Annotated in this window: 7 protein-coding genes; 3 read left to right on the top strand and 4 right to left on the bottom strand. The window is 49.1% G+C overall.

Going from position 1 to position 6,590, the window contains the following annotated elements:
- The coding region (locus ACKOVI_RS03495) for an aminotransferase class V-fold PLP-dependent enzyme (RefSeq protein ID WP_509602643.1) at positions 1-709 on the bottom strand (709 nt) is incomplete at its 3' end.
- A gap of 24 nt (positions 710-733) precedes the next feature.
- Here ACKOVI_RS03495 and ACKOVI_RS03490 point away from each other — a divergent pair.
- Together ACKOVI_RS03490 and ACKOVI_RS03485 are read left to right on the top strand one after the other, a co-directional pair.
- Entirely contained in the window at positions 734-2,497 is a 1,764-nt protein-coding gene (locus tag ACKOVI_RS03490) for an ABC-F family ATP-binding cassette domain-containing protein (protein ID WP_509602642.1), read from the top strand.
- A gap of 2 nt (positions 2,498-2,499) precedes the next feature.
- Positions 2,500-3,459, top strand: coding sequence for a DMT family transporter (locus ACKOVI_RS03485; RefSeq protein WP_509602641.1), 960 nt, complete (start codon positions 2,500-2,502; stop codon positions 3,457-3,459).
- Here ACKOVI_RS03485 and ACKOVI_RS03480 read toward each other — a convergent pair.
- From ACKOVI_RS03480 to upp, 3 genes are read right to left on the bottom strand one after another with little or no spacing between them, the layout of a single operon-like run.
- Entirely contained in the window at positions 3,407-4,012 is a 606-nt protein-coding gene (locus ACKOVI_RS03480) for a DedA family protein (protein ID WP_509602640.1), read from the bottom strand. The two genes, ACKOVI_RS03485 and ACKOVI_RS03480, sit on opposite strands and share 53 nt — an antisense overlap.
- Complete coding sequence (locus ACKOVI_RS03475; protein WP_509602639.1) at positions 4,009-5,394, bottom strand: NAD-dependent malic enzyme; 1,386 nt, start codon at positions 5,392-5,394, stop codon at positions 4,009-4,011. Before ACKOVI_RS03475 ends, ACKOVI_RS03480 begins: the two co-directional genes overlap by 4 nt.
- Positions 5,394-6,032: a uracil phosphoribosyltransferase gene (gene upp / locus ACKOVI_RS03470; protein WP_509602638.1), complete on the bottom strand. Its 639-nt coding sequence runs from the start codon at positions 6,030-6,032 to the stop codon at positions 5,394-5,396. Before upp ends, ACKOVI_RS03475 begins: the two co-directional genes overlap by 1 nt.
- Before the next feature lie 29 nt (positions 6,033-6,061).
- Between upp and tadA the strand changes: the two genes are divergently transcribed.
- Complete coding sequence (tadA, locus tag ACKOVI_RS03465; RefSeq protein WP_509602637.1) at positions 6,062-6,511, top strand: tRNA adenosine(34) deaminase TadA; 450 nt, start codon at positions 6,062-6,064, stop codon at positions 6,509-6,511.
- Positions 6,512-6,590 lie beyond the last annotated feature (79 nt).

Here is a 6,590-nt window from a genome sequence, read left to right as displayed (position 1 = left end):
CGTACTTATATGTGCAACCCACTGCAAGATCAACGCCATTGTCATCAAAATTCATCTCAATCGCGCCTGCAGCATGGCTTGCATCCCAGACCACCCATGCGCCAAAAGAACGGACGAAATCAGTGATTGATTTGATGTCATTGCGAGCACCAGAGCGATATTGAATTACTTCAAAGGTAACGAGAGCAACATCTTCGCTCATGTATGGCTTGAGAATGTCTACAGTGATTCGTTCATTGTCGGATACTGCAGGATCTTCGTTATCGATAATTACCAAGTTGAGTCCGAGTTGCTTTGCAATTCCATCCAATATGTATCGATCAGTGGGGAAGTTCGCTGCGTCGGTGATAATTGTTTTGCGACCTGGACGAGAGTTAATTGCTGCAAGACAGAGCTGATAGAAGTTAACTGAGGTTGTATCGCAGACCAAGACCTGGCCAGCGGCTGCACCAAGGACAGAGCGACCGAGGAGGTCACCTGCCGGTTGCGCCTCATCGACCCAGTGGCTCCAGCCCGTCACAACTTCACGTCCCCATTCGTGGGTGAGGAAGTCGTTGACTGCCTTTACCGTGTCATGGGGTAGTCGGCCCAATGAATTGCCATCGAGATAGCAGAGATCCGGATCGGTAATAACGAATCGACTCTTGAAATGAGCCAATAGATCGTTCTTATCGAGTTCGAGGGCGTATTCGCGGTCAGTAACCTTCATGGCGAAAAGGTACGCTCTCCTACCGTGGCGCGCAATCTTGTTAATATCGAAGAGGTCTCTAAAGCCTTTGATATTCGCCCACTTCTCGTCAAGGTCTCCCTTGGAATTTCAGAGGGCGAACGTATCGGAATCGTCGGACGCAATGGCGCCGGCAAGAGCACTTTGATGCGCATCATTACCGGGGAAGAGTCACCAGATGCTGGACGCGTTACAAAATCCAATGCAACCAATATTGGCTACCTGGCACAGATTGATAAGGCGGACCCCACATCTACTGTAGGCGAGGTTGTATTAGGAGATCGCGAAAAACATGAGTGGGCTGGAGATGCTCGCATCCGTGAAATCTTCACAGGGCTCTTCGGCGGCTTTGATGATCACCTCTTTGAAAGAACATTTGGCAATCTCTCTGGTGGAGAGAAGCGTCGAGTCGGTTTAGCAAAACTTCTCATTGACGATATTCAACTTGTACTTCTCGATGAACCAACAAACCACCTCGATGTTGAAGGTGTTGCATGGCTGGCGGCACATTTAAAGAAGCGCACTGATCTAGCGGTTTTAGTTGTTACTCACGATCGTTGGTTCTTAGATGAAATAACGGATCGAACATGGGAAGTCGTGCAAGGTGCTGTTGAAGAGTATGACGGGGGCTATTCAGCCTTCGTTCTTGCAAAAGCCGAGCGCGCACGTCAGGCGGCAGCTTCGGAGGCACGCCGCAATAACTTGATTCGTAAAGAACTCGCTTGGTTACGACGTGGTGCACCAGCACGAACAACTAAGCCTAAGTTCCGAGTCGATGCAGCCAATGGATTGATTCCAGCAGAGCCTGCGCCACGTGACGGAAGTGAGCTTCTTAAGTTTGCACTCAACCGTTTAGGCAAAACTGTTTTAGAGACGAAAGATATGCAGGTCAAGGCTGGAGATAAAGAGCTGCTCTCGAACTTGACCTGGAATATTGGACCAGGTGACCGAATTGGAATCGTTGGAATTAACGGTGCCGGTAAAAGCACTCTGATGCGTGTACTTGCTAGCGAGCTACAGCCCGCTGCAGGAAAGCTCACTACTGGAATAACAGTGAAAATAGCCTTTCTTACGCAGCATCTCGATGAGCTAGACCCAACGTGGCGCGTACTTGAAGCCGTTGAAAAGGTAGCTCAGTTTGTAGAACTCGGTAAAGGCAAGACTCTCTCTGCATCGCAACTCTGTGAACGACTTGGTTTTGACCGCGATGGACAGTGGACTCCGGTGGGCGATTTATCAGGTGGTGAACGTCGTCGCTTGCAGTTAACTCGATTACTGATGGATGCACCAAATGTTTTGATGCTCGATGAACCGACAAACGATTTCGATATTGAGACATTAACGGAGCTTGAGGATCTACTCGATAGCTTCGGTGGAACTTTGCTAGTTGTTTCCCACGACCGTTACTTCCTCGAAAGAGTCTGTGATCGCTTTGTTGGATTACTTGGTGATTTGCAGCTTCGCGATCTCCCTCGTGGTGTTGACGAATATCTCGAACTTCGCCACCGTCAAAATACCCCCGTCCAGAATCCATCTGGAAAAGCTAAAACTTCCAGCGCTGCAGAAGAACGTCAACTCAAGAAAGATCTGACTCGAGTTGAGCGACAGATTGAAAAGGGCAAGGCTGAAGTAATTCGCTTAACCAATGAACTTGAATCAGCTACGCCGGAAAACTTTTTAGATATCACAGCAGCCCTTGCTGCAGTTGAGGCAGAACTGGCAACGAGAGAAGAAGAGTGGCTATCGATCACTCTTGCACTTGAGGGATAAAAATGACTTCAAAAGAGAACCAACGATTAGATATCCTCGCAACTATTTCCGGTGTCATGATTGCTTTGCAAGCGCGTGCCAATGGCGAGCTATCGCATCGACTTAATAATGGAGTTGAGGCAGCGCTCATCTCATTTGGATCCGGACTTTTCATCATTGCCATCATTGCAATCTTCTCGCCAGCAATTAAGGAAGGCGCTCGCAATCTCCGCGGCGCAGTTTCACGTCGTGAGCTCCCTCAGTGGACCCTCTTTGCCGGCGCTCTCGGTGGAACCTTCGTCGCCATACAAACCCACGTAGTGCCTGTAATAGGCGTGGCTATTTACTCTGTTGCCTCCATCGCCGGACAAACCGCAGCTTCACTTCTCGTCGACCGCCTGGGAATAACCGGTGGGGGGAAGAAGCACATCACTGTCCGTCGTTCGGCTGCGGCAGCCTTTACCGTTTTGGCAGTATTTATCTCGGTCTACGATCGCATTGAAGCTGCGAACTTGGCTCTCTTCGCAGTCTTCTTAGCTGGAATTGCCGGTGCAGTAGTGGGTGTGCAACGTGCTCTCAATGGGCAGATTAACGAACATTCGCATCAGAGCTACACCACTTCGTTCCTTAATTTCATCATGGGAACAACGTTCCTCTGCATTTTCCTACTTCTACTTATTATCTTCGGCGATACAAAGTTAACTGCACTGCCTGCTGGGCCTTGGTGGATTTATACCGGCGGAGTTATCGGCGTTATCTATATTGCATTCACCTCAAAGATTGTTCAGCATCTAGGGGTATTAACCTTCACGCTCTTTAGCGTGGGTGGAAATTTGCTGGGTTCTTTGATGATCGATTTACTGTCACCAACAGATGGTGTTCACGTCAGCTGGTACTTAGTCACCGGAATTGCGATGACTTATCTTGGGGTTATCGTGGGCGGCGTAAATAATTCACAGTCGCGGAAACCGCAGAAGCAATAATAAAGAAGGCCGCTATCGCGTAAGAAGAGGTCTTCACAATCGGCAGTGAGTGCGCGTAGAAACCAGCAAGCGTGATTCCAGCTCCCCAGAGGATTGCTCCGAGGATATTTGCAGATAAGAATTTGTAGTAATTCATCATCGATGCGCCTGCGATAGGTGGTACGAAGGTACGAATCCACGGGAAGAATCGTGCAGCGACAACTGCCCACCAGCCTGTGTGTTCGTAGAACTTCTCTGCATTAACAATCATGGACTTAATGCGAGGGGACTTACGTTTATCCAAATATGGGCGTCCGATTACGCGTCCGATGACAAACCCCACTTGATCGCCAAAAAAGGCAGCAGCAACAATGACAGTCACCAGAACGGCGATATTGATATTTCCATGGGCAGCAGCAACTAGCCCAGCGCTAAAGAGTATGGAATCTCCAGGGAGAAAGAAGCCAAAGAGAAGCCCAGTTTCAACGAAGACGATGACACCGATGATGAGATAGAGAAGGAATGGAGCCAAGTTCATTAATTGCGCATCAAAAGATGCTGCGTAAGCACTCATCCTTGACGAGAAATCTTCTTTACAGCTGCTGCAACCTTTGAAACGACCTGAGGGTCAAAGACACTAGGCACGATAAATGATGCGTTGAGCTGTGATGATGAGACGCAATCGGCTACTGCTTCTGCCGCCGCCACGAGAAGCTCATCTTCAATCTTGCTGACACCTGCATCGAGCAGACCGCGGAAGATTCCTGGGAAAGCGAGCACGTTATTAATCTGATTTGGCTGATCGCTTCGACCGGTTGCAACAACTGTTGCGTACTTACGAGCAATTGCTGGATCAATTTCAGGATTTGGATTCGCAAGAGCAAAGACAATCGAACCTGGCGCCATTGAAGCAACATCGGCCTCAGAGATGACATCTGGTGCGCTGACGCCGATGAAGACATCGGCACCCGCCATCGCCTGGTGGATATCGCCTTGGAAGTTATCGCGATTTGAGTTATCGATAAACCAGCGACGCATATCGTTTTCGCCAGGGGAGCTCTTGCAGATGACGCCATCCTTATCGAATGCGACGATGTTGGTGACACCACTGAGAACGAGTAAGCGAGCGATAGCTGTACCAGCAGCTCCTGCTCCGCTCATCACGATCTTCACATCACCGATGGACTTGTTTACAAGTTTCAATGAGTTACGAAGTGCAGCGAGAACAACTATTGCTGTGCCGTGTTGATCGTCATGGAAGACAGGGATGTCTAAGAGTTCACGAAGTCGCGCTTCTACCTCAAAGCAGCGAGGCGCTGAGATATCTTCAAGATTGATTCCACCATATACAGGTGCGATTAACTGGACGGTGCGAACAATTTCATCGACATCTTGAGTATCGAGGCAGACTGGCCAGGCATCAATATCTGCAAAGCGTTTAAAGAGAACTGCTTTACCTTCCATCACAGGCAAGGCTGCTGCCGGACCGATATTTCCAAGGCCCAGCACTGCAGATCCATCGGTAACTACGGCGACTGTATTGCGCTTCATCGTTAAGCGACGCACATCGGAGGGGTCATCGACAATTGCCTGGCAGATGCGTGCAACGCCCGGTGTGTATGCGCGAGAGAGGTCATCGCGAGTCTTCAATGGAACTTTGGAGTTAATTTCAAGCTTGCCACCGAGGTGGAGCAAGAAGGTGCGATCACTTACCTTGCGAACGGTTAGACCAGCATGCGCTGCGAGAGCCTGATTGATTTCCTGAGCATGATCTTTATCAACAGTGTCGCAGGTAATGTCTACAACGACTCGATCCAAATGAGATTCAACAACATCGAGAGCGGTAATTGTTGCGCCAGCGCTTGTGACAATTGCAGTCACGAGAGCTACAGGCTGAAGTTCAGGTGCGCCTTCGACGCGGATTGTGATTCCGTATCCGGGAGAAGTAGATGCCATCACACGACTCCGTAGAGACGATCTCCTGCATCACCCAGGCCAGGGACGATGTATCCGTGCTCATTGAGCTTCTCATCAAGTGACCCTGTAACCAAAGTAATCGGAACACCAGAATCCTTAAATGCATCTTCAACAACCTTGATTCCTTCAGGAGCGGCAAGGAGGCAGATTGCAGTGATCTCTGTTGCACCGCGCTCAATCAAATAGTTGAAGGCAGCAACAAGAGTTCCACCGGTTGCAAGCATTGGATCAAGCACAAAACATTGACGACCAGCGAGGTTTTCAGGGAGACGATTTGCATAGGTGCTTGCCTGAAGTGTCTTCTCATCGCGAACCATGCCGAGGAAGCCAACTTGTGCAGTAGGCAGAAGCTTGGTCATTCCTTCAAGCATTCCAAGACCTGCGCGCAAGATCGGAACAACTACAGGGCGAGGATCTGCCATCTTTAAACCAGATGTTTCAGTAACGGGTGTCTTAATCTTTACTGAATGAGTTTTCACATCACGAGTTGCTTCGTATGCAAGAAGTGTGACGAGCTCTTCAACGAGACGTCGGAAAGTTGGCGAATCTGTGCGCTCATCGCGAAGAACAGTTAATTTATGAGAGATAAGCGGATGATTGGCGACATGTACTTTCATGGCTCCAACCATACCGATAAAGTCTGGCTATGCAGAATAACGAAGAGCTAATGCGCTTAGCCCTTGATGTGGCGCGTATCGCACCGCAGTCGGGTGATATACCTGTCGGCGCAATCGTTATCAATGGCGACGGGGTTGTTATCGGTAAAGGCTTTAACGAACGCGAAGCAAATTACGATCCCACTGCCCACGCGGAAATTGTTGCAATTCGTAATGCAGCGACGCGTCTACAAAAGTCTCGCCTTGATGGATGCACTTTGATTGTGACTCTCGAACCTTGCGCCATGTGTGCAGGGGCTATCGCCCAATCGCGAATCTCAAAAGTTATTTTCGGGGCATGGGATGAAAAAGCCGGAGCAGTCGGATCTGTGTGGGACGTACTGAGAGATCCGCGTTCAATCTTTAAAGTCGAAGTCGCTGCAGGAGTTCTTGAAAAAGAGTGTGCAGAACTACTAACAGATTTCTTTAAAGATAAATAATGAGAGCTTATTGAATTACAAGTTCATATGAAGGATTGAGAATCACGAGAGATCCTTCTTCTTCTCCGACCATGCCTTC

Source organism: Candidatus Planktophila sp. (assembly GCF_046070465.1).
Classification (GTDB): Bacteria; Actinomycetota; Actinomycetes; order Nanopelagicales; family Nanopelagicaceae; genus Planktophila.
The sequence above is the reverse complement of the archived record's forward strand: the minus strand, read 5'-3'. Positions and strand labels throughout refer to the sequence as shown.

Excerpts from the sequence above, each read along its gene's own strand:
- tadA (WP_509602637.1), top strand. The coding sequence starts at position 6,062 with ATGCAGAATAACGAAGAGCTAATGCGCTTAGCCCTTGATGTGGCGCGT.
- ACKOVI_RS03480 (WP_509602640.1), bottom strand. The coding sequence starts at position 4,012 with ATGAGTGCTTACGCAGCATCTTTTGATGCGCAATTAATGAACTTGGCT.
- ACKOVI_RS03485 (WP_509602641.1), top strand. The coding sequence starts at position 2,500 with ATGACTTCAAAAGAGAACCAACGATTAGATATCCTCGCAACTATTTCC.
- upp (WP_509602638.1), bottom strand. The coding sequence starts at position 6,032 with ATGAAAGTACATGTCGCCAATCATCCGCTTATCTCTCATAAATTAACT.
- ACKOVI_RS03475 (WP_509602639.1), bottom strand. The coding sequence starts at position 5,394 with ATGGCATCTACTTCTCCCGGATACGGAATCACAATCCGCGTCGAAGGC.